The 20,099-nt window shown below is 63.6% G+C and carries 20 protein-coding genes and 1 pseudogene; 8 read left to right on the forward strand and 13 right to left on the reverse strand.

Features of this window, described 5'->3' with window-relative positions; all coding sequences use genetic code 11:
- Nucleotides 1-41: 41 nt before the first annotated feature.
- The gene (locus ACVDG8_RS34415; RefSeq protein ID WP_081296097.1) at nucleotides 42-293 is read right to left on the reverse strand and encodes a helix-turn-helix domain-containing protein; all 252 of its coding nucleotides are present in this window, start codon (nucleotides 291-293) and stop codon (nucleotides 42-44) included.
- A 90-nt stretch (nucleotides 294-383) separates the two neighbouring features.
- Between ACVDG8_RS34415 and ACVDG8_RS34420 the strand changes: the two genes are divergently transcribed.
- On the forward strand, nucleotides 384-986 hold the full coding sequence (locus ACVDG8_RS34420; RefSeq protein ID WP_447252449.1) for a hypothetical protein: 603 nt from the start codon (nucleotides 384-386) through the stop codon (nucleotides 984-986).
- A 172-nt stretch (nucleotides 987-1,158) separates the two neighbouring features.
- Here the strand turns inward: ACVDG8_RS34420 and ACVDG8_RS34425 are convergent, their stop codons facing one another.
- From ACVDG8_RS34425 to map, 3 genes are all read right to left on the reverse strand, one after another.
- Nucleotides 1,159-2,412, reverse strand: coding sequence for a tyrosine-type recombinase/integrase (locus ACVDG8_RS34425; protein ID WP_447252450.1), 1,254 nt, complete (start codon nucleotides 2,410-2,412; stop codon nucleotides 1,159-1,161).
- 147 nt (nucleotides 2,413-2,559) lie between these two features.
- Nucleotides 2,560-3,222 carry a JAB domain-containing protein gene (locus ACVDG8_RS34430; RefSeq protein WP_455707422.1) on the reverse strand — a complete coding sequence of 221 codons (663 nt, stop codon included), beginning with the start codon at nucleotides 3,220-3,222 and terminating at the stop codon, nucleotides 2,560-2,562.
- A gap of 32 nt (nucleotides 3,223-3,254) precedes the next feature.
- Complete coding sequence (gene map, locus ACVDG8_RS34435; protein WP_447257173.1) at nucleotides 3,255-4,082, reverse strand: type I methionyl aminopeptidase; 828 nt, start codon at nucleotides 4,080-4,082, stop codon at nucleotides 3,255-3,257.
- Nucleotides 4,083-4,363: 281 nt separating this feature from the next.
- Here map and ACVDG8_RS34440 point away from each other — a divergent pair, with 281 nt between their 5' ends.
- Entirely contained in the window at nucleotides 4,364-5,338 is a 975-nt protein-coding gene (locus ACVDG8_RS34440; protein ID WP_447252452.1) for an ABC transporter substrate-binding protein, read from the forward strand.
- An 84-nt stretch (nucleotides 5,339-5,422) separates the two neighbouring features.
- On the forward strand, nucleotides 5,423-7,090 hold the full coding sequence (locus ACVDG8_RS34445; RefSeq protein ID WP_455707423.1) for an ABC transporter permease: 1,668 nt from the start codon (nucleotides 5,423-5,425) through the stop codon (nucleotides 7,088-7,090).
- Nucleotides 7,091-7,096: 6 nt separating this feature from the next.
- Here ACVDG8_RS34445 and ACVDG8_RS34450 read toward each other — a convergent pair whose 3' ends face one another.
- Entirely contained in the window at nucleotides 7,097-8,140 is a 1,044-nt protein-coding gene (locus tag ACVDG8_RS34450; RefSeq protein WP_447252453.1) for an ABC transporter ATP-binding protein, read from the reverse strand.
- 215 nt (nucleotides 8,141-8,355) lie between these two features.
- Between ACVDG8_RS34450 and ACVDG8_RS34455 the strand changes: the two genes are divergently transcribed.
- Entirely contained in the window at nucleotides 8,356-8,661 is a 306-nt protein-coding gene (locus ACVDG8_RS34455) for a DUF982 domain-containing protein (RefSeq protein WP_447252454.1), read from the forward strand.
- Nucleotides 8,662-8,677: 16 nt separating this feature from the next.
- Here the strand turns inward: ACVDG8_RS34455 and ACVDG8_RS34460 are convergent, their stop codons facing one another.
- The 7 genes and pseudogenes from ACVDG8_RS34460 to ACVDG8_RS34490 all read right to left on the reverse strand — a co-directional run bounded on the left by ACVDG8_RS34460 (nucleotide 8,678) and on the right by ACVDG8_RS34490 (nucleotide 16,870).
- A complete protein-coding gene (locus tag ACVDG8_RS34460; protein ID WP_447252455.1) occupies nucleotides 8,678-9,364 on the reverse strand; it encodes an aspartyl/asparaginyl beta-hydroxylase domain-containing protein in 687 nt (228 codons plus the stop codon).
- Nucleotides 9,365-9,466: 102 nt separating this feature from the next.
- Nucleotides 9,467-10,960 carry an efflux transporter outer membrane subunit gene (locus ACVDG8_RS34465; RefSeq protein WP_455707424.1) on the reverse strand — a complete coding sequence of 498 codons (1,494 nt, stop codon included), beginning with the start codon at nucleotides 10,958-10,960 and terminating at the stop codon, nucleotides 9,467-9,469.
- Nucleotides 10,961-10,972: 12 nt separating this feature from the next.
- Nucleotides 10,973-14,131, reverse strand: coding sequence for an efflux RND transporter permease subunit (locus tag ACVDG8_RS34470; protein ID WP_447252457.1), 3,159 nt, complete (start codon nucleotides 14,129-14,131; stop codon nucleotides 10,973-10,975).
- Nucleotides 14,132-14,134: 3 nt separating this feature from the next.
- The gene (locus tag ACVDG8_RS34475; protein ID WP_447252458.1) at nucleotides 14,135-15,406 is read right to left on the reverse strand and encodes an efflux RND transporter periplasmic adaptor subunit; all 1,272 of its coding nucleotides are present in this window, start codon (nucleotides 15,404-15,406) and stop codon (nucleotides 14,135-14,137) included.
- 162 nt (nucleotides 15,407-15,568) lie between these two features.
- Nucleotides 15,569-15,898 (reverse strand): annotated as a pseudogene (locus ACVDG8_RS34480) (efflux RND transporter permease subunit); the annotation flags it as partial.
- Complete coding sequence (locus ACVDG8_RS34485; protein WP_447252460.1) at nucleotides 15,879-16,085, reverse strand: hypothetical protein; 207 nt, start codon at nucleotides 16,083-16,085, stop codon at nucleotides 15,879-15,881. The pseudogene ACVDG8_RS34480 and the gene ACVDG8_RS34485, both read right to left, overlap by 20 nt.
- A 116-nt stretch (nucleotides 16,086-16,201) precedes the next feature.
- On the reverse strand, nucleotides 16,202-16,870 hold the full coding sequence (locus ACVDG8_RS34490; RefSeq protein ID WP_447252461.1) for a hypothetical protein: 669 nt from the start codon (nucleotides 16,868-16,870) through the stop codon (nucleotides 16,202-16,204).
- A 229-nt stretch (nucleotides 16,871-17,099) separates the two neighbouring features.
- On the opposite strand from ACVDG8_RS34490, the gene ACVDG8_RS34495 reads away from it, so the two are divergent.
- The 4 genes from ACVDG8_RS34495 to ACVDG8_RS34510 all read left to right on the forward strand — a co-directional run bounded on the left by ACVDG8_RS34495 (nucleotide 17,100) and on the right by ACVDG8_RS34510 (nucleotide 19,755).
- Nucleotides 17,100-17,846 carry a response regulator gene (locus ACVDG8_RS34495; RefSeq protein ID WP_447252462.1) on the forward strand — a complete coding sequence of 249 codons (747 nt, stop codon included), beginning with the start codon at nucleotides 17,100-17,102 and terminating at the stop codon, nucleotides 17,844-17,846.
- The gene (locus tag ACVDG8_RS34500; RefSeq protein WP_455707425.1) at nucleotides 17,843-18,115 is read left to right on the forward strand and encodes a hypothetical protein; all 273 of its coding nucleotides are present in this window, start codon (nucleotides 17,843-17,845) and stop codon (nucleotides 18,113-18,115) included. The genes ACVDG8_RS34495 and ACVDG8_RS34500 overlap by 4 nt, the downstream gene beginning before the upstream one ends.
- Nucleotides 18,090-19,085 (forward strand): ATP-binding protein, encoded by a 996-nt coding sequence (locus ACVDG8_RS34505; RefSeq protein WP_455707426.1) that lies wholly within the window; start codon nucleotides 18,090-18,092, stop codon nucleotides 19,083-19,085. Before ACVDG8_RS34500 ends, ACVDG8_RS34505 begins: the two co-directional genes overlap by 26 nt.
- Before the next feature lie 376 nt (nucleotides 19,086-19,461).
- Nucleotides 19,462-19,755: a hypothetical protein gene (locus ACVDG8_RS34510; protein WP_447252464.1), complete on the forward strand. Its 294-nt coding sequence runs from the start codon at nucleotides 19,462-19,464 to the stop codon at nucleotides 19,753-19,755.
- Nucleotides 19,756-19,798: 43 nt separating this feature from the next.
- Here the strand turns inward: ACVDG8_RS34510 and ACVDG8_RS34515 are convergent, their stop codons facing one another.
- Entirely contained in the window at nucleotides 19,799-20,053 is a 255-nt protein-coding gene (locus ACVDG8_RS34515) for a hypothetical protein (RefSeq protein WP_447252465.1), read from the reverse strand.
- Between the last annotated feature and the right edge of the window lie 46 nt (nucleotides 20,054-20,099).

Raw genomic sequence — 20,099 nt, forward strand, 5'->3', positions numbered from 1 at the left:
AGTGGTGGCCTCGCGAGCTGCTCGGACGGTCTTAGCTAGATTCAGTTTGGTTCTGCTGCCAATCTCTTGATGGCTGCAGAAGGGTCGAATCCCAGGATTTTCGCCAGATCGATGAATTCGACTACGTCGACGCGGCGTTGGCCGCTTTCGAGTCGAGCGACAAACGACTGATATTCGCCTAGCTTTTCGGCGAGCTCGGTCTGTGTCAACCCGCTAGCCTCACGCTTTTCAATGAGCATCGTGATCAATGACTTGTGGCGCAGCGTTCCGAGCGTTTTCACCACCGGCCTCATCCAGTTCCAGATAGGGCTTCAATTATATCTGATTTCCAGTTATCTTAAATTCAGATACGACCTAGCCATGTCGAATTGGAGGAATCCAAGATGGCGCCATCAGCAGCAATGAAACATGACCCAGCTCTCGTCCTGTGGGCCGCATGGCATCGTGCCCAACATACGTCTTTGGTGCTTTGCAGGGTCCAGCAGCGGTTGGAGACGAGAATTATCAGCAATACCGGAATTCAGGCAATGACCAGAGGCGAAATGAAAAAGCAGCCCATGCCGGTGAACGCGTCGAACGGCGTCGACTACGCTGTCGCTCAGCAAGCCGAAGTCTTAGCCGTGACCGAGGCGCTCAAACTTCAAGATGCGATTCCAGAGGTGTCAGCTCTGTCCTTAGTTGGCATTTTGGCCAAGTTGGAGGTCATCGTCGGAGCAGACCGGGATATCGGCGATCCGACCGATTTTCCTTGGCCACACATCGCTTCCGTGTTGCGCGACCTGAAAGCTATTGCGGGCAATTTGCCACCTTGCGAGTTGGACCGCTCGACGACCCGCGCTGATGTATCGAGGCACCTGAAGCAGGCAGCCCAACTCGTAGACGTTGTGGAGGCGGAACATGCGGCGAAACGTTTGCGCCAGACTGCGACATCGTTCGCGGAACCGTCCGTTTTTCCAGAACCGGCTGAAAAACCGGCTGAATTCTGAAAATCAAGCCGACGCCGACTCACCGGTGTTGCGAAAACAGTTAGGAAAATCAATTGGATGAAATGGCGCGCCCGAAGAGATTCGAACTCCTGCCCTCCAGAGTCGTAGTCTGGTTCCCGCAGTGAAGCTTTGCCTCCGCCGCTGATGGCGGTGAGGAGAGGCAATCGCTAGCTCAGGCAACTGCCTTGAGCCAGGCTTTACGCTTCTTCTTCGTCAGGAGCTCGCTGACAAACTTGTCCCACCGAGCCATGGCAGCACGCTTTTCCGGCATGTAATTCCAGCGATCGTAGCTCTTGGAACTGACGTCTTGCAGAGTGTGGTTTTGCAATCGGTCTCGGATCTCTTTCGAGAGACCTGCTTTGCCGGCAAGCGTCTTCCAGGTTCGCCGGAGATCGCGGTTTGTCACGACGGGGATGACCTCGCGATCGCGCTGGCGCCACATGAACGAATAGAGTGTTCCATGACTGACAGGCTTGGACGGGTCAGTCGCCGATGGGAAAAACCAACCAAATTCATTCGGCTTGATCGACCCAATAAGCTCGGCCGCAATCTTGGGCACGGGGATGGCGTGAGGCTTTCCATTCTTGGTCTTGGACCAGTCGATGATGCGCTCGGTCGCATCCCATTGATCGACGTGCAGCCGAGCGATCTCCTCGACGCGCTGTCCGGTCAACATAAGAATTCTTACGGCACGCGTATAAGGGGGGTGGACCGGTGCATCAGGAGTTTCGAGCCAACGATAGAGACGGATGAATTCCTCCTCGTTCAACCAGCGCGTTCCAACTTTTTTCGGTTCGGTTGGAATGCCCGCCGCTGGATTGTAGACGAGACGAAAGCGACGGACCGAGGTTGTTCGGTAGTCATGCTCGGATCTCAGCCCCCAACTGAATGCCGATCGAATATAGCTGCGAACATGATCGGCCATAGACCGCTTGCCTCGCTGATAGATCGGGCGAATGAGGTCCCTGATCTCGTCAGGCTCGATGTCGCGGGCAGGGCGGTTGCGACCGAGCGAATCGGCGATCTTGTTCAAGCCCTTTTCGGCCTCCTTCCAAGACGGTTTTCCATCTGCCTTAAGCGACGCGACGTAAGCCTCGAACAGATCGGCGACCGTGCCGGGTCGCGTGTCGCCGGCTATCTTGATGCTGCGTCCCTTTTGGATCATGTCGGCGAAGTCGCGTCTGAAAATCTCGCGAGCCTGGCTGAGGCTCATTGACGGATACGACCCGAGCTTTTTCTTGAGACGCTTTTGGTCTCGCCACTGCTGGGCCATCCAGTCCGCCGTTATGCGGGTCGGCATTGGCTTTATCACTAGAACGAGGCGGCCTGTTCCATGACCCTCGCCATCGACAAGGTTCTGCTGCTTACTGGTCTCCTCGACCTGCTTCAAAGCGTGGCGAATCTCTCCATCGGTAAGGCTTGGCACTGGGGTCTCCCGTAGGCTTTCGAGTGGGATCGGCTGACGGGTAGTAGGGGTCTGTGGTTGGGTTCAAAACGGGCTTCGATCCCCCTAAAACCGACCCCAATATGCCACAGTGTCCGACTCTGCGACAAGTCGAAAAAGCGATATGTATCAACGTGCTAAAGCGTGATCGTGCGTGATTGAAAAGGACTGAGTGGGATGATTGTGCACCAGGATGACGGCGCTGGCGGAGAGTTCGAGCGCGCGCTTGACCACTTCGCGCGGGTAGACCGGCGTATGGTCGACGGTCCCGGTCTGCTGCACCTCGTCGGCGATCAATCCGTTCTTCTTGTCGAGGAAGAGGATACGGAACTGCTCGCGGGCCTCGAAAGCCATGGCAGAGCGGCAATAGTCGAGCAGTTGCGTCCAGTTCGACAGCACCTCGCGGCCGCGCACCTCGCCGCGCGCCATGCGCTGTGCGGTTGCGGCGACGACCTTGAGATCGATCGCTACGGTCGGGCCGATGCCTTTGACTTCTTCAAGCAGAGACGCCGGAGCACCGAGCACTTCGGCCAGCGAGCCGAAGCGGGCGATCAGCGCCTTGGCGATCGGCTTGGTGTCGACACGCGGGATCAGGCGAAACAGCAGGAGCTCGAGCAACTCGTAGTCGGGCAGGGCATCCGGACCGCCGGCGACAAAGCGCTCGCGCAGGCGATCGCGATGGCCGTGATAATGCGGCTTTTCGGCGGGCGCCGCTTTCGTCGGGGCTTTCTGTGGCGGCTCGACCCAGCTTTCCGAAAAGAAGGCTCGCTCGTCTTCTTCGACTTTCCCCATCACCGCCCGCTCCCCTCAGGCCTTGGCTGAAACTAAGCCGGCAGGCCAGGCCGGTCGAGGTTTTTCGGCGACAGCGTGAAGATCTCGCAGCCGGTGTCGGTGACGCCGATCGTGTGCTCGTACTGCGCCGACAGCGAGCGGTCGCGCGTGACCGCCGTCCAGCCGTCGGAGAGCACCTTCACATGCGGGCGGCCGAGATTGATCATGGGCTCGATGGTAAAAATCATGCCCGGCCGCATCTCTACGCCTTCGCTGACGATGCCGTAGTGCAGGATGTTCGGCGCGTCGTGGAACAGCTGGCCGACGCCGTGGCCGCAGAAATCACGCACCACGGAGCAGCGCTCGGCTTCGGCATAGGTCTGGATGGCGGCGCCGATGGCGCCGGTGCGGGCGCCCGGCCTGACCGCGGCGATACCGCGCATCAGGCATTCATGCGTCACCTCGAGCAGGCGCTCGGCGGCGCGCTTGATGGCGCCGACCGGGTACATGCGCGAGGAATCGCCGTGCCAGCCGTCGAGAATATAGGTGACGTCGATGTTGACGATGTCGCCATCCTTCAACGGCTTGTTGTCCGGAATGCCGTGGCAGACGACGTGGTTGATCGAGGTGCACGAAGACTTGGTGTAGCCGCGATAGTTGAGCGTCGCCGGCAGCGCGCCATTGTCCATGCCGAATTCGAAGACGAAGCGGTCGATCGTTTCGGTCGTCACGCCGGGCTGCACCATCGGCACAAGCTCGTCGAGGCAGCGCGCGGTGAGGTCGCAGGCCTTGCGCATGCCGGCAAAGCCTTCCTCGCCATAGAGCCTTATTTGGCCGGTGTTTCTCAAAGGAGCCGTTGCGGCGTCGAGATAGGTAACCATTTTCGTCCGTTCGGAGTGCCGGCTCATGGTGCGAGCCGATGCGGAGGAGATTTCTCCAGATTTGGCACCGGAAGCCGCAAGGTTCAAGAACGAAGTGCATTTGCGCACCCCGGAGACGGATCCCGCGAACCAGCAAGCGCAGATGGCGAAGAAGGTTTTGGACAGGGCGATGCCGGTTGCATCGCCCTGTCACACAATGGTTATCCTGCGGCCTTAGTCAGGTTTTCCAGCCCCCGGCGACTGCCGGACTTCCCTCAGCCGTGACAAAAAGCAGGTACTTCATGCGCCGGATCGTTCTCGCCGCCATATTGCTGGCCTCCACAGTGGCTGGCGCTGCCGCCGCCGACGGCACGCTGGTGCTTTACACCAGCCAGCCCAACACCGACGCGCAACAGACCGTCGATGCCTTCATGGCCAAGAACCCCGGCATCAAGGTCGACTGGGTGCGCGACGGCACGCCGAAGATCCTGGCCAAGCTCCATGCCGAGATCGAAGCCGGCCAGCCGCAGGCCGACGTGCTCCTGATCGCCGATGTCGTGACCATGGAAGGCCTGAAGAAGGAAGGCCGGCTGCTTAGCTATCCGGAGGCGAAGGTCGATGGCCTCGACGCTGCGCTTTACGACAAGGACAAGACCTATTTCTCGACCAAACTGATCACCACCGGCATCGTCTACAACACCAAGGCGCCTTTCGTGCCGACGAGCTGGGAAGACCTGAAGAAGCCGGAAGCCAAGGGGCTGATCGCGATGCCGAGCCCGCTGACCTCGGGTGCCGCGATGATCCACACCGTCACGCTCACCGGCAATCTGCCGGAAGGCTGGGACTATTACAGCGCGCTCGCCAAGAACGGCGCGCAGGCCAGTGGTGGCAATGGCGACGTGCTGAAAGCCGTCAGCGGCGGCGACAAGCTCTTCGGCATGATCGTCGATTACATGCCGATCCGCGAGAAGGCCAAGGGCGCGCCGGTCGAGTTCGTGTTCCCGAAGGAAGGCGTGTCGGCGGTCACCGAGCCGGTCGCGATCCTCTCCACCGCCAAGAACCAGGAAGCCGCCAAGGCCTTCGTCGACTTCCTGTTGTCGAAGGACGGGCAGGAAGTCGCCGCCAAGATGGGCTACATCCCGGCCCGCGCCGACGTCGCGCTGCCGGCCGGCTATCCGGATCGCTCCACCATCAAGGTGCTGGGCTATGACGCCGCCACCGCGCTCGCCAATGATGCGAAAAATAAGGAAAAGTTCAGCACGACGATGAGCCAGTAAGCGCCGTTGTCCACTGCGGAAAATAGCATCGTCGGATCAGCTCTGAGCTCGCAGGGATCCGGCGATTTCGCGCGGTCGGGCACGATGTTCGGCCAGCGTCTATCGGCACTGGCCGTGCTTCTGGTCATCGCCGTGCTCAGCCTGTTGCCAATGGCACGCCTCGTCATCGCCGCGATCGCGCCTGGCGGCGAGGCCGATTTCGGCGCTTTTGCCGGTCGGCTGGTAAAACCTGCCGCCTTGCGGGCGATGTGGCACTCACTCGATACGTCGTTCTTCGGCGCCGTGCTGGCGCTCTGTATCGGCATCCCCTTCGCCATCGCCGTCACCATGACCGACCTGCCGGGGCGAAAGATCCTCGGTTTCCTGCTGCTGTTGCCGCTGATGATCGCGCCGCAGGTGACGGCGCTGGCCTGGCTGCATTTGTTCGGCCCGTCGAGCACCTTGCTTGGCATGTTCGGCCTGGCGCCGCCGCCCGGCACCGCCAACCCGATGCTTGGCCGGGGCGGCATCATCCTGCTTTACGGTGTGCAACATGCGCCGATCGCCTTCATCACGATGCGGGCAGGGCTGTCTCGGGTGCCGCGCGACCTGGTCGAGGCCGCGCGCTCCTGCGGCGCAACGCCGCTTGGCGTGTTGCGGACCATCGTGCTGCCGGTCGTGCGGCCCTATGTCGTGGCGGCCGCGGCGCTCGCTTTCGTTTCAGGCGTCGGCAATTTCGGCATTCCGGCGCTGCTCGGCATGCCCGTCAACTATCTGACCTTGCCGACATTGATCTATCAGGACCTGTCGAGCTTCGGGCCCGGCGTGCTGCCGCAGATCGCGGCGCTGTCGGTGCTGGTCGGCGCGCTGGCGCTTGCCGGCATGGCGTTCCAGTCGGTGGCGTTGCGCGGCGCTGGCCATCGCATCGTTGCCGGCAAGCCGGCGCAATTCGAGCTCGGACGCTACCGGTTGCCCCTTGCCTGCCTTGGTTGGCTGGTGATCGGCTTGACGCTCCTGCTGCCCGCCTGCGCGCTGCTGGCGACGTCGCTGGTGCCGTCCTTCGGCGTGCCGCTCGAGCCGCAAACGGCGACATTGGCCAACTATACCGAAGTGCTTGTCCGGCAGGCTTCCACCGTGCGCGCCTTCCGCAACTCGCTGTTCTTCGCCGGCGGCGCGGCGCTGATCCTTGCGCTTGGCGTCATCCCGATGGCCGCGCGGCTCGAACGCTTCGACCGGCGCTGGCGGCGTGTGCTGGCCGGCATCGTCGACCTGCCTTATTCGATCCCCGGCGTGGTGCTGGCCATCGCCTGCATCCTTTTGTTCCTGCGGCCTTTGCCGCTGATCGGCAGCCTTTACGCAACGGCCTCGATCATCCTGGTCGCTTACGCAATGCGCTTCCTCACCCTGGCGCTGAAGCCTGTTGCCACGGCAATCGGGCAGATCCCGCGCGATCTCGACGAGGCGGCCGCCGTTTGCGGCGCCGGCCCGTTGCGGCGGCTGTGGACGATCACCGCGCCGCTCGCCGCGCCCGCCGCCGTGGCGGGCGGGCTGCTCGTTTTCATGAGCGCGTTCAATGAGCTGACCGTGTCGGCGCTGCTATGGTCGAGCGGCAAGGAAACGCTGGGCGTCGTGCTGTTCAGCCTGGAGGAGGCGGGGCTTGGAACGCAGGCGGCCGCGATCGCGGTGTCCACGATCATTGTCGTCGTCGTGCTGCTTCTGGCGCTCGACCGGTTCGGCCGTCGCCTGCCAGCTGGTGTTTTGCCCTGGCGCTAAGGCGTGTCAGGCGCTGGGCACCACCCAGGCGTCGGATACCGCGACATGCACAAATTGCCCCGCCGTCAGCGCCTCGGCGCTGTCGACCAGCAAATGTTGTCCAGGTTCGGCTAGCGCCAGCCGGACTTCGTGCACCGGTCCGCGATAGACGCTGTCCAGCACCGTCGCCGGCAGGCCTTCGGACGCAATACGCAAGGCTTCCGGCCGCAACAGCACCCTGACCGCGCCGGCCCGCCCGCTGTTGCTGCGCGCCGCAAGCCGGTGTCCGGCGATGTCGATCGTTGCGGTCTCGCCGGCATGGTCGACGGCATTGCCGGAAATCAGGCTGCCGCGGCCAACGAAGCCGGCCACCGCCGCATCGGCGGGCGACCGGTAGATTTCCTCTGGCGCAGCCGACTGCAACAGCTTTCCGTTGCTCATCACCGCGACACGATCGGCTAGCGCCAGCGCCTCGGCCTGGTCATGGGTGACATAGACGATCGTCGCACCGGTGCGGCGGTGGATCTCGCGAAACGCGTCGACCATGGCGGAGCGCAGATGCATGTCGAGATTGGCGAGCGGCTCGTCGAACAGGATGATCCTGGCTTCGGCAACCAGGCAACGGGCCAGCGCCACACGCTGCCGCTGGCCGCCCGACAACTCGTCGATGCGGCGTTTCGCGAAGCCGCCAAGGCCGACAATGTCGAGCACGGCGGCGACGCGGGCAGGGATATCGGCTTGAGCGACGTGCCTGGCTCGCAACGGATAAGCGACGTTCTCGGTGACATCCATATGCGGCCACAGCGCATAGGACTGGAAGACGACGCCGACATTGCGCACCTCAGGCGGCAATTGCCGCTTCGGATCGGCGACAAGCGCATCGCCGAAGTAAACGCTGCCTTCGCTCGGCGCCTCGAAGCCGGCGATCAGCCGCAGCATCGTCGTCTTGCCGCATCCGGATGGGCCGAGCAGCGCCGTGAACGAACCTTCCGGAAAAATTAGCGAGACGCCGTCGAGCGCGGTGGTGTCGCCATAGCGCTTGATGAGGGATTCGACCCGGATTTCGCTCATTTTTTCGCTCCACCGCAGTTGCGATGGCCCGGCAATACGTTGGAAATCCGGCATTGGCAATGAGACCGGCGCTGATCTGGCAAGGGCGCCTGTCTGCCGCACCAGTGAACCGATTGTTGACCGCACTGAGGTCACATTCCTGCGCCAGAAGGCGCTTAAAGCAACTTTTCATAGCGAGCTGCGTTGCTGAGGCTGCGCCGTTCGGGAGACAGGGAATGGACAGATTGCAATTCGAGGTGCCGGTGCGCATCACGCCCGCGCCCGGCCTGCCGATCGAGGAAATCTACAGCGTCGAGCAGGCGCTCGACGTCCTGCAGGACTGGCCGAAGCGCCGCCAGGGCAAGATCTATGAGACGGCGTTCAACGCCTGTTTCGGCGCGACCGTCGACGTGGCCAGCACCGAGGAGGCGTGCCGCGCCTTCATGGCCTTTTGCCGTGTCAGCGGATTGCTGGCCAGGGACATGATGGTTCCGGGCAAACGCGCCGGCAACGGAAATGCCGCCCGCGAGGCAAGGTTCTAACCGCTATTTCGCCGGATCAGCCGCCGAACGACACGCCCCTGTAGCGCATTCCGACCTGCACGCCACGCACGATCACGCGCGACAGGATTTCCATGTCGAGCGGCATTTGCGGGCGCCAGACGTCGAGCAGCAGAGCGACGCGGGGCTGGTCCGAATTGTTCAGGACCTCATGCTCGAACGTGTCGTCCCACAGCATGCATTCGCCGTCGGCGATGCGCCTTTCCTCGTGATTGATCATCATGATCGTCGCCGGGCGCCCGTCCGGTTGTTTCGGGATGACCAGGCCCAGATGAAACCGCATGATGCCGCGAAACGGGCCACGATGCGGCGGGATGTGCTTGTGCGGGGCAAGGAACGAGACAGCCGCCGATTTGACCTCGGGACATTCGCTCAGCAGCCGGCTCAGAACCGGCATCCTTGCGAGGTTCTCGGGAACCGTCATGTCGTAGGCCTTGAGCACGAACATGCGCCAGTCGAGGCCGTCCTTGGCGGAGATATCAGCCTGCTCCGGCATGATGTCGTGGAAGCGCGGCGCCTTGTTCAGCTTTGCCGCGAGCGCTTCGTCGCGGATGCCCTGCCAGGCGGCGGTGAACTTCGCCGCGTTGGGAAAATGCGTGCCGGCATCAAGAATCGCCGGTGCATCTATGCGCTTTTCGTAGATGCGACGGACCAGGTTGGTTCCAAGATCGTAAGCGTTCTGCATGTCATTACCTCGGCGATTTTATATACAGTGGGCAATTGCTTCAAACCATCGCTCACGCAGATTTGTTCGAGCCGTGGACGGCTAGACATCGCGGCTCGCACCTCATTGCGTCTCCGACGCCAGGTGCGGACCGGTGCCGACATCGACGACCTCGGGCCTGGCGCTGTCGATGGTGCCGTCCCAGCCGCCGCCAAGCGCCTTGTTGAGCGCGATATAGTCGGTGGCGATCGACACCCGGCTCTGCAGCAAGGTGTCCTCGGCAGAATAGAGCGACCGTTCCGCGTCGAGCACGTCGAGAAGGCTGGTCTCGCCGGCCTTGTAGAGCGTTCTTTCGAGCCGCGCGGCATCGCCGTAGGATTTGGCCGAAGAGTCGAGCTTGCCGTTCCTGATGCGCTCCTGCGACAGCGACACGAGAGCGTTCTCAACGTCCTCCAACGCCGTCAGCACGGCGGATTTGTAGGCGATGAAATATTGGTCGCGCTGCGCCTTGGCGACGTCGACGGCAGCCTTCAATTGGCCGGCATTGAACAGCGGCACGCTGAGCGTCGGCCCGAACGACCAGCCGATGGTGGAGTTCTTGCCGAGGTCGCCGACCCTCAAGGCAGTGGTGCTGATGTCACCGGTCAGGCTGACGCTTGGATAGCGCGCGGCCTCGGCCTGGCCGATCTTGGCCGTATATTGGGCATATTGCCGTTCGGCCACGCGAACGTCCGGACGGGCGAGCAGGATGTCGGCCGGAACGCCGGTCGGAATCGGCAGCCGCGGCGAAGGAATCGGTACACCGCGCTTCAGCCGCTCGCTTGGTGCCGCCGGCGGCCGTCCGGTGAGCACGGAAATACGATGCACCGCCTCGGCATAGCCTGCTCGCAGGCTCGGAACATCGGCTTCGGTGCCGCTGGCCTGTCCTTCGGCCTTGGCGACATCCGCGGCGGTTGCCGTGCCGGCGAGCGCCATGGTGCGCGTGAGCTGGGCGGTCTGCCGCTGCGATACCGCCGAACGCTCGGCGAGCGCGATGCGGGCCTGGTAGCCGCGCGCCTGGATATAGTTCGAGGACACATCGCCAACCAGCGTGAGGAGCGTCGAGCGCAAGTCCTCTTCGGACGCATCGAGCCCATAGCGCGCCGCCTCGACGCTCCTGCGATTGGCGCCGAAAAGATCGAGCTCCCAACTGGCGTCGAAACCTGCCTGATACTGATCGTAAGTTTCGCTGGCGGACGTGCCGGCGGTGGTGGCGGATGCCCGGTTGCGGGTCGCGGATGCCGAGCCGTCGGCGGACGGAAACAATGTGCCGACGGACTGGCGGTAACTGGCGCGCGCTTCGCGGATCTTGGCCTTGGCGCTGGCGACATCGAGATTTCCGGCGACTGCTTCCTCGACGAGCGCGTTCAGCTCGGGATCGCGCAGCCGCTGCCACCATTTCGACAGCTGCGCCGGCTTTGCCGGTTTCGCCGCCTTCTGCCCGCTCCAGCCTGCTGGCATCGCCAGCAGTGGCTTCTCATAATCCGGGCCAACGACGCATCCCGAAAGCAGGACAGCGGTAAATGCGGGCAAGAAGAGGCCCTTCGCGGTCGCGAGACCGCGTTCAAAACCAATCATTCTGGAGAAACCTTATTCTTGAGTGGCTGTGGCTTGTGTATCGCCCGTATTCTGCCCGCCGGTACTTTGGTTGGCCGCCTTGCCCTTGAAGATGCGTCGCACAGTGACGAACAGAAGCGGCACCAGGAAGACGCCGATCACCGTCGCCGCGATCATGCCGCCCATCACGCCGATGCCGACCGAGTTCTGCGCGCCCGAGCCCGCGCCACTGGCGATGGCCAGCGGCGTGACGCCGAGGATGAAGGCCAGCGACGTCATCAGGATCGGCCGCAAGCGTTGTCGCGCCGCCTCGAGCGTCGCCTCGACCAGCCCCATGCCGGCCGCTTGCCGCTCGATGGCGAACTCGACGATGAGGATGGCGTTCTTGGACGCAAGGCCGATCGTGGTCAGCAGGCCGACCTTGAAATAGACGTCGTTGGTCTGGCCGAAGAGGGTGGCCGCCGCAAGCGCGCCGAAGATGCCGATCGGCACCGACAGCATGACCGCGAACGGGATCGACCAGCTTTCATAGAGTGCGGCCAGGCACAGGAAGACGACCAGCGCCGAGATCGCATAGAGCGACAGCGCCTGGTTGCCGGAAAGGCGTTCCTGGTGCGATAGCCCGGTCCATTCATGCGAATATCCAGGCGGCAATTGCGCCACCAGCCGATCGATCTCGTCCATGGCCGCGCCAGAGCTTACGCCCGGGGCCGCGGCGCCTTGGATCTCGACTGCTGCCGAACCATTGTAGCGTTCAAGCCGGGGTGAGCCGAAGGTCCAGTGGCTCGAGGCGAAGGCTGAGAACGGCACCATGGCGCCGCTGGCATTGCGTACCTGCCATTTGTCCAGATCTTCCGGTTGCATGCGGAAGTTTGCGTCCGACTGCATATAGACCGGCTTCACCCGCCCGCGATCGATGAAATCGTTGACGTAGTCGCTGCCCCAGGCGCTCGACAGCGTGTTGTTGATGTCGGCGAGGCTGACGCCGAGCGCGCTGGCCTTTTCCTGGTCGATGTCGACGGAGAATTGCGGTTGGTCCTCCTGGCCGTTGGGCCTCGTGGCGGTGAGCAGCTTGCTCTGTGCCGCGAGGCCCAGAAGCTGGTTTCGCGTCTGGATCAGTGCATCATGGCCAGCGCCGTTGACGTCCTGCAGGTAGAAGTCGAAGCCGTTGGTGTTGCCAAAACCCTGGATCGCCGGCGGGGCAAGCGCGAAGACCTGCGCATCCCTGATCTTGGAGAAGGCGCCCATGGCGCGGCGGGCGACCGCTTGCGCCGCCAAAGCCGGTGATTTGCGCTGGCTGAAATCCTTCATCGGCACGAAAGCGATACCGACATTCTGCCCGGCGCCACCGAAGCCGAAACCGGAGGCGGTGAAGACCCCTTCGACCGCGTACTTTTCCTCCTTGAGATAGTGGTCGGTCACCTCGGCCAGCACGCGCTCGGTCCGGTCCTGCGTCGCGCCGACCGGCAGCGACACGCTGGTAATCAGTATGCCCTGGTCCTCTTCCGGCAGGAACGAGCTCGGCAGCCGGGTAAACATCCAGCCCATGGCGATGACGATGGCGAGGAAGATGGCGAGGAAACGCCAGGACCGGTTGATGATGCCGTGCGAGCCGTTGCGATAGGCTGTCGTGCCGCGATCGAAGACGCGGTTGAACCAGCCGAACGGGCCGGTTTGCGTGGCATGGTCCTTGGGCCGCCGCAGGATGGTGGCGCACAGCGCCGGCGTCAGCACCAGGGCGACCAGCACTGACAGCACCATGGCCGAGACGATGGTCACCGAGAACTGCCGGTAGATGATGCCGGTCGAGCCGCCGAAGAAGGCCATCGGTACGAATACCGCAGACAGCACGGTGGCGATGCCGACCAGCGCGCCGGTGATCTCGTTCATCGATTTTCGCGTCGCCTCTTTCGGCGACAATTCTTCCTCCTGCATGACGCGCTCGACATTTTCGACGACGACGATGGCGTCGTCGACCAGCAGGCCGATGGCCAGCACCATGGCGAACATGGTCAACGTGTTGACGGAATAGCCGAACAGCGACAGCACGCCGAACGTGCCGAGCAGCACCACCGGCACGGCGATGGTCGGGATGATGGTCGCCCGCAAATTCTGCAGGAAGATGAACATCACCAGGAACACCAACACGATCGCCTCGGCCAGCGTCTTGACCACCTCTTCGATCGACAGCCGCACGAAGGGCGAAGTGTCATAGGGGTAGACGACCTTGACCCCTTGCGGGAATGTCGAGCTCAGCCGGTTGATCGTCGTGCGCACCGCTTCCGCCGTGCTGATAGCGTTGGCGCCGGTTGCGAGGTTGACGGCGACACCGGCCGCCGGCTGGCCATTGAATCTTGCCGCAGTCGTATAGCTTTCGGCGCCGAGCTCGACGGTGGCGATGTCGTTGAGCCGCACCAGCGAGCCGTCGGTCTGGCTCTTCAGGATGATGTTGCGGAACTGTTCGGCTGTCTGCAGCCGGCTCTTGGCCGTCACCGTGGCGTTGAGCTGCTGACCCTTGCGTTGCGGCATGCCGCCGAGCTGGCCGGCCGAAACCTGGGTGTTCTGCGCCTCGATCGCCGCGGCCACGTCGCTCGGCATCAGCGTGTATTTGGCTAATTTGTCAGGATCGAGCCAGATGCGCATGGCATAGCTGGAGCCGAAAAGCTGCGTCGAGCCGACGCCTTCGACCCGCTTCAGCGTGTCGTTGATGGTCGAGTCGACATAGTCGGCAAGATCGGTCGAGTTCATCTTGCCGTCGCTGGAGACGAAGCCGATGACCATCAGGAAGCCGGTCGAGGATTTGGAGACGGTGATGCCGTTGCTCTGCACCACCTGCGGCAGCTGCGACTGAACCAGCTGCAGCTTGTTCTGGGTCTGCACCTGGGCGGTGTCGGGATCGGCGGCGGTGGTGAAGGTCAGCGTGATCGAGGCCTGGCCGGTCGAAGTCGAGGTCGCCGTCATGTAATCGAGATTGTCGATGCCGGTCATGCCTTGCTCGATGACCTTGGTCACCGAATTCTCGACCGTCTGCGCATCGGCGCCTGGATAGGTGGCGCTGATGTTGACCGTGGTCGGCGCGATCTGCGGATATTGCGAGATCGGCAGCGTGGTGAGCGCGAGCAGGCCGCCCAGCATGATCACGATGGCGATCACCCAGGCGAAGATCGGCCGGTTGATGAAGAATGCTGACATCGCTCAGTTCCCGGTCGACTGATTGCTGGCCGTCTTGGACATGGCGGGTGCCGCCGATGTGCTCTGGCCGCGCTCCTTGACCTCGCCGGTCGTCTCGTCGATCGTCACCTCGACGGCGGTCGCATCGCCGCCGGGGCGGACAAGCTGCATGCCCTCGACGATGACGCGGTCGCCGTCGCCGACGCCCGAATCCACCAGCCAGTTGTTGCCGACGCTGTTGCGGACAGCGAGCACGCGCGTCTCGACTTTCCCTTGGGCGTTGATGACCATGGCGGTCGCTTCGCCCTTGGTGTTGCGGCTGACGCCGCGCTGCGGCACCAGGAAACTGTTCTGGGCGACGCCCTCTTCGACCAGCGCCCGCACATACATGCCCGGCAGAAGCAGGCGGTCGGGATTGGGGAACTCAGCCCGGAGCGCGAAGGTGCCGGTCGTCTGGTCGACATTGGCGCCGGCGAATTCCAGCTTGCCGGTCTGCTGATAGATGGTGCCGTTCTCGAGCTTCAGCTTGACGCTGACATTGGGGCCGCTGAACTTCAGTCGCCCTTCCGAGATCGCCTGGCGCAGATTGAGCAGATTGGTGCTCGACTGCGTGACGTCGACATTGATCGGGTCGAGCGAGCGGATGGTGGTCAGCACCGTCTCCTGGTTGGCGGTGACCAGCGCGCCCGGCGTCAGCGTGGACTTGTCGATGCGGCCGGCGATCGGCGCGGTGATCGAGGTGCGGTCGAGGCTGATGCGCGCGGTCTCGACACTTGCCTTGGCCGAGGCCACATCCGCCTGGGCCTGCGCCAGCGTCGCGGCGGCGTCGTCATAATCCTGTTTGGAAACAACGTTCTGCTTCAAAAGCCCGGCATAGCGATCGAACTTGGCCTGCGCGGTCGGCACTGCCGCTTCGGCCTTCTGCTCAGCTGCCTGCGCGCTGTCATAGGCTGCCTTGTAGCTGGCCGGATCGATAAGATAGAGCGGCTGTCCCACCACCACTTCGGCGCCTTCCTTGAACAGGCGCTGCTGGATGATGCCGTCCACTTGCGGCCGCACCTCGGCAACCAGCGAAGCCGCCGTGCGCCCCGGCAATTCGGCCGTGATCGCGACCGACTGCGGATGCAGCGTGACGACGCCGACCTCGGGCTTGCCGACACCGCCCATGCCGGCCGGAGCTTTGCTCTGCTCTTGCGAGCAGGCGGCAAGAAGAAGCGCTCCGCACAGAATTCCGGCCCAAGGCGCCAGTTGGCGTCGCCTTGCTGGCAAAGCAGATTGACTAGACAGGAAAGGCATCTGGATTTTCCCCGGAATTGCAGTTGTGGCCCGGCCAGCGGTGTCGGGCTCCTTCACCAGAAGCCGGCCGAGATGTCTGGCAAGGAAGCGTTGAATGTCGTCCATGAAGGTGTAGACGACCGGAACATAGATGAGGCTGAGCACGGTCGAGGAGATGAGCCCGCCGATCACGGCGATCGCCATCGGCGCGCGGGTCTCGGCGTCGGCGCCGATGCCGAGCGCGATCGGCAACATGCCGGCGCCCATGGCGATCGATGTCATGACAATGGGCCGTGCCCGCTTGCGGGCGGCGTCGAGCAGTGCTTCGAAGCGGCTCATGCCATGCTCCTTCTGCGCGACCAAGGGCATACTCGACAAGCAGATCGAGTTCTTGGCCGCGATGCCCACCAGCATCAGTATGCCGATAAGCGGCGATATGCCAAGCGCCTTGCCCTTGACGACAGGGTTAGGCGAGTTGCCGCGACCATACGTCCTAAGCGATCTTGCGGTCATGATTTCCCTGGCCGTCGGGCCGCTTCGGCAACGGAAGCGACAGGCGCCAGGCGGCGAAACTCAACCGGATCGCTCCCTGCAGCGTTTCCACCGGCATAGTCGGCGGCAAGGCGTGGCGGCCATGGCCGGGCGAGAGTTTCGGGCTGACCGATGCGATCAGCCGCAACATCATCAGGACTTCCCACATTGTCGTGGTTCCATTGTGTGATCTTCGAATGGCCGGACGGCGAGGCACTTCTGACATCGGCGGAAAACCGGCCGGCCCTTGAACGGGTGGGTCAGGGAGCCGGCCGGCGCTGCCGGTCAGAGTTGCTCGCCATTCCGGGGTAGGGGTGGCGGGAGCTGTTCGCCCTCATCAGGCGAACCTCCGGGTCCGGCTGCATCCGGCGGACCGCCCCATGGACCGGGGGGCGGGCCGTGCGGTCGATCCGCCGAAGCGAGGATTTCGAGCTGTTCGGGCGTCAGCTTGGAGCGAAGCGCGGCGATCGCGTCCTTCAGCTTGGCCGCGGAAACGGCGCGTGCCGTGACATCGTCGGCCAGCTTTTCCTGGAAGGTGAAAGGATCGCGCTTAGCTCCATCAGAACCTGGAGGGACATCGGGACCCGGCGCGCCGGTGCCGCCCGGACCGAAATCGGGACGCGACGGCGGCGCCAGCACCGCCTGCAGCGCGCTGGTGTAGTCGCGCCAGGCGTCGAGCTGTTCGGAGCGGATGCCGATCCTTGTCTCGATCGCGGCGAGCCGGGCAGCCAGAAATTCCGGCGGCGGACCCAGGCGATGTGGGCCAAAGCCTTCAGGCCCGTGCCGCATGGCCCAGCGCGGGCCGTGCCACGGCATCGGGCCCTGGCCCGCATCGTCCTGCCGGTCTATCGCCGGCGGCTGGTCGCCTGGGGCGCCGGGTTGCGGCTGTGCGGCGAGCACCGGGTGGATGGCCGCGACTGAGAACAAGCCGAACGCCAGTAATGTGCCTCGCATGACGTGATCCTTTCCTGCATGCTTCGGATGGCAGGGAGGATAGGAAGCGACTTTTGCCGCTTCGCGTCGGCATGTTGCCGAAGGTTTCCGCAAAAAGGAGATTTGTTTCCGAATGTTTCCATGGTCTTGCCGGAAACGTTCGGTTGCAATTTTTCATGCCGCTTGCTGGCGGCTCTCCCTATAATCATGAGCGAGTGATCACGGGCGAACCAGGCAACACGGGCAGGGAATGCAGTCACAACCCCATATCCTCGTCGTCGACGACGACCGCGAAATCCGTACGTTGCTCGGGCGCTATCTCGACGGCCAGGGTTTTCGCGTGTCGGTCGCGGCCGACCGACGCGAATGCGAGCAGAAGCTTGGCGCGGGCCAGTTCGATCTCGTCGTGCTCGACGTCATGCTGCCGGATGGCTCGGGTCTCGACATCTGCAAGGCGTTGCGGGACCGCAAGCCGCATGTCCCGGTGATCCTGCTGACGGCGCTGAAGGAAGATGTCGACCGCATCATCGGGCTCGAGCTCGGCGCCGACGACTATCTCGGCAAGCCGTTCAACCCGCGCGAGCTTTCGGCCCGCATCCGCGCCGTGCTCAGGCGCGCAGCGCCGGAAGAAGCGGCGCCGCCCAAGGTGCGCGTCTATCACTTCGCCGGCTATCGGCTGGAGCCCGACACGCGCAAGGTGATCGACGGCGAAGGAGCGGCGATCGACCTCACCGGCGCCGAGTTCGACCTGTTGCAGGTCTTCCTCGACCGCCCCGGCAGGCTGCTGTCGCGCGACCAATTGCTCGACCTGACGCAAGGCCGCGAGCGCGATCCGCTGGAGCGCTCCGTCGACGTGCTGGTGAGCCGGCTGCGACGGAAGTTTGCCGAAGCGGGCGAGGCGGCTTTGTTCAAGACGGTGCGCAATGGCGGCTACCAGCTCACGGCGCGCGTCGAGACGACGGAGTACCGCGTCCCGACGGCGAAGGCCGAGACATGACCTCGCTGCGCCGCCGACTGATCATCCTTCTGGTCGTTTCGATCCTCGGCGTGGTCGGGCTGGCTACGTTCGTCGCGGTCAAGGTGCTCGGCGGTCCGTCGCCGGAGCTGGTCATGGGTCCGCTTGCGCATCAGATCCAGTATATGGTGCAGCTCGTTCCTGGCCACGCGCAGAGCGCCAGCGACGCGCCCGTGACCATCAGCGACCACCCGGCAGCCGGCATTGAGGACCGCAAGCACACGCGTGCTGAACGACATGCTGCAGCATGACGGCGTCGCGGTTTCAGCCGTCGTGACACGCAATGCCGGCAGGCCCGGCATGGTCGCTTCGGTCGCATTGCCCGGCAATCGCTGGATGATCGTCGACGTTGCCGATCTGGGTCCGCCGAGCGATGTCTGGTACGGGCTGGCGGGCTGGATGGCGCTGATCGTGCTGGGCGCCACGCCGGTGTCGATCTATTTCACCGGCGTGCTGGTGCGGCCACTCGAAATGCTCGAGGCCACTGTCAGCAAGATCGGGTCGGATGGCATGCTGGCGGCTGTCCCGGAAAAAGGGCCGGCCGAAGTCAGGGCGACGGCGCGCGCGCTCAATGAGCTGTCCGAAAGGCTGAAAACGGCGATGGAAAGCCGCATGCGGCTGGTCGCGGCCGCCGGCCATGACCTCAGGACGCCGATGACCAGGATGCGGCTCAGGGCCGAATTCCTCGACGAAGACCGCGACAAATGGCTGAACGACCTCGACGAACTCGATCGCATCGCCGACAGCGCCATCCGGCTGGTGCGCGAGGAGGTCAACCAGGACGCGGTCGAGCCGTTGGAACTGGACCGGCTGGTGCGCGATATAGAGGCCGAAATGACCACGCTCGGCCACGCCGTCTCGATCGAGCACCTGGACAGGGTCTCGGTCAAGGCCGGCGCGCTTGGCCTGCGGCGCGCGCTGCGCAATCTGATCATCAACGCCGCGACGCACGGCAAGAGCTGCACCGTCTCGCTGTCGGCCCAGCGTGGGCAAGCCGTTCTCGCCATCGCCGATCGCGGGCCGGGCATTCCGCCGGACCTGCTCAACAAAGCGTTCGAGCCGTTCTTCCGCGTTGACCCGGCGCGCACGCAGTTCATTGCGGGCGCCGGCCTCGGCCTTGCCATCGCCAAGGAGATCATCGAGCGCTACGGCGGCACGATCCGGCTGGAGAACCGGCCGAGCGGCGGACTGCTGCAAACGGTGGTGTTCGCGGCGGTCTAGAATCCGGCCGTTCGTCCTGGTGCTATTCCAGCCCCTTGGCGTGATCCCAGGCACCACATCTTCAGCGCCTTCTGGTCGAGTGCTTTCGGCCGATGGAAGCGCCCGAGAACTGCGAGAGCCTGCTGATCGCCAAGGATACTCTGTCGCCCGTTGCGACGAAGGCGCTGGCCAGCGCCTTCGCAATCCCGCCGACCTGCTCAGCGCGCCGCTGATCCATGACGAGCGCCCGACCGGCTGGGCGGATTGGCTGCGGGGGACCTGGGATTGACTGCGTGGACAGGCGGCCTCGCTCGCCGCATCGTGACAGCGCGGCCATTGCGGGACTGCGTCACGAGATGCGAATTTGATGACACGATGTTTTTGCGAGGACGCCACCATGCCCATAGGCAGGATTATGCTTTGCACGGCAGCAATCATCATTGCCGCCACAAATTTCGCCAACGCACGGCCCGACACGCGCAAGATGACGTGCGCGCAGACCCAGGCGCTGATCCAGAGCCAGCATGCCGCGGTGCTGTCCACCGGACCGAACACCTATGACCGCTATGTCCGCCAATTCGGTAATGAGTGCGATGCGCCTTACGTGCCGATGGTTGACTATGTCCCGGCCAGTGACGGTCGGTGCATGGTTTATCGGTGCGAAGAGCCATCGCCAATGGTTCCGGAGTGACCGGCCGACACCGCGGGGAGTCTCCGATACCAGCTAATACCGCTCACTTGACCTTCTGAATTTCGGGAGCCGGCGTCTGGTCGGCCGGTGGCGCCGGCGTGCAATCCGCGCCCTTGCAGTCGAGGACGGGATCGTCGGCCGGCGGCAGGCAATTCTGTCCCTCGCAGTGGATGGCCGGTGGCTTTTGCGTCGTTGTTTGGCCAGTCGGCTGGGCCGTCTGGTCGTCGGCACGAACGGCCGGCGCGCCGGCCAGGCTGGTCAAAGCGGCGCATAAGAGCGCTGTGCGAAGCAAGTTCATTCTCGCCTCCCATGGCTGAGAGCGAGTGGGATTTTACACTTTCTGA

It is taken from the genome of Mesorhizobium sp. ORM8.1, from assembly GCF_053005525.2.

Bases quoted from the DNA above. Each gene is read 5' to 3' on its own strand.
- ACVDG8_RS34515 (WP_447252465.1), bottom strand. From the start codon at position 20,053: ATGAACTTGCTTCGCACAGCGCTCTTATGCGCCGCTTTGACCAGCCTG.
- ACVDG8_RS34420 (WP_447252449.1), top strand. From the start codon at position 384: ATGGCGCCATCAGCAGCAATGAAACATGACCCAGCTCTCGTCCTGTGG.
- ACVDG8_RS34430 (WP_455707422.1), bottom strand. From the start codon at position 3,222: ATGGGGAAAGTCGAAGAAGACGAGCGAGCCTTCTTTTCGGAAAGCTGG.
- ACVDG8_RS34475 (WP_447252458.1), bottom strand. From the start codon at position 15,406: ATGCCTTTCCTGTCTAGTCAATCTGCTTTGCCAGCAAGGCGACGCCAA.
- ACVDG8_RS34490 (WP_447252461.1), bottom strand. From the start codon at position 16,870: ATGCGAGGCACATTACTGGCGTTCGGCTTGTTCTCAGTCGCGGCCATC.
- ACVDG8_RS34510 (WP_447252464.1), top strand. From the start codon at position 19,462: ATGCCCATAGGCAGGATTATGCTTTGCACGGCAGCAATCATCATTGCC.
- ACVDG8_RS34440 (WP_447252452.1), top strand. From the start codon at position 4,364: ATGCGCCGGATCGTTCTCGCCGCCATATTGCTGGCCTCCACAGTGGCT.
- ACVDG8_RS34455 (WP_447252454.1), top strand. From the start codon at position 8,356: ATGGACAGATTGCAATTCGAGGTGCCGGTGCGCATCACGCCCGCGCCC.
- ACVDG8_RS34465 (WP_455707424.1), bottom strand. From the start codon at position 10,960: ATGATTGGTTTTGAACGCGGTCTCGCGACCGCGAAGGGCCTCTTCTTG.
- ACVDG8_RS34500 (WP_455707425.1), top strand. From the start codon at position 17,843: ATGACCTCGCTGCGCCGCCGACTGATCATCCTTCTGGTCGTTTCGATC.
- ACVDG8_RS34485 (WP_447252460.1), bottom strand. From the start codon at position 16,085: ATGTGGGAAGTCCTGATGATGTTGCGGCTGATCGCATCGGTCAGCCCG.
- ACVDG8_RS34495 (WP_447252462.1), top strand. From the start codon at position 17,100: ATGCAGTCACAACCCCATATCCTCGTCGTCGACGACGACCGCGAAATC.
- ACVDG8_RS34445 (WP_455707423.1), top strand. From the start codon at position 5,423: ATGTTCGGCCAGCGTCTATCGGCACTGGCCGTGCTTCTGGTCATCGCC.
- ACVDG8_RS34460 (WP_447252455.1), bottom strand. From the start codon at position 9,364: ATGCAGAACGCTTACGATCTTGGAACCAACCTGGTCCGTCGCATCTAC.
- map (WP_447257173.1), bottom strand. From the start codon at position 4,082: ATGGTTACCTATCTCGACGCCGCAACGGCTCCTTTGAGAAACACCGGC.
- ACVDG8_RS34470 (WP_447252457.1), bottom strand. From the start codon at position 14,131: ATGTCAGCATTCTTCATCAACCGGCCGATCTTCGCCTGGGTGATCGCC.
- ACVDG8_RS34415 (WP_081296097.1), bottom strand. From the start codon at position 293: ATGAGGCCGGTGGTGAAAACGCTCGGAACGCTGCGCCACAAGTCATTG.
- ACVDG8_RS34450 (WP_447252453.1), bottom strand. From the start codon at position 8,140: ATGAGCGAAATCCGGGTCGAATCCCTCATCAAGCGCTATGGCGACACC.